Source organism: Leifsonia sp. SIMBA_070, from assembly GCF_046534635.1.
In the GTDB taxonomy this organism is placed as follows: Bacteria; Actinomycetota; Actinomycetes; order Actinomycetales; family Microbacteriaceae; genus Leifsonia.
The window spans coordinates 1-233 of record NZ_JAWRYK010000986.1 but is presented as its reverse complement, the minus strand read 5'-3'; the positions used below and the strand labels follow the sequence as shown (position 1 = coordinate 233).

Sequence of the window (233 nt, the reverse complement as noted above, 5' to 3'; positions counted from 1 at the left end):
CATCGCGATCTACGACTCGAACCAGATCTCGATCGAGGGCGACACCAACGTCGCCTTCACGGAAGACGTCGCAGCGCGCTACGAGTCGTACGGCTGGCAGGTTCTGCACGTCGATTGGACCGCCTCGGGCGAGTACGTCGAGGATGTCGCGGAACTGAACGCGGCGATCGAGGCGGGCAAGGCCGAGACCGGCAAGCCGACGCTCATCGTGCTGAAGACGCTGATCGGTTACC

At 63.5% G+C, this 233-nt stretch carries 1 pseudogene; it reads left to right on the top strand.

Annotation, left to right across the window (positions count from 1 at the left end):
* Nucleotides 1–233: pseudogene (locus SB754_RS23110) on the top strand (transketolase); the annotation flags it as partial.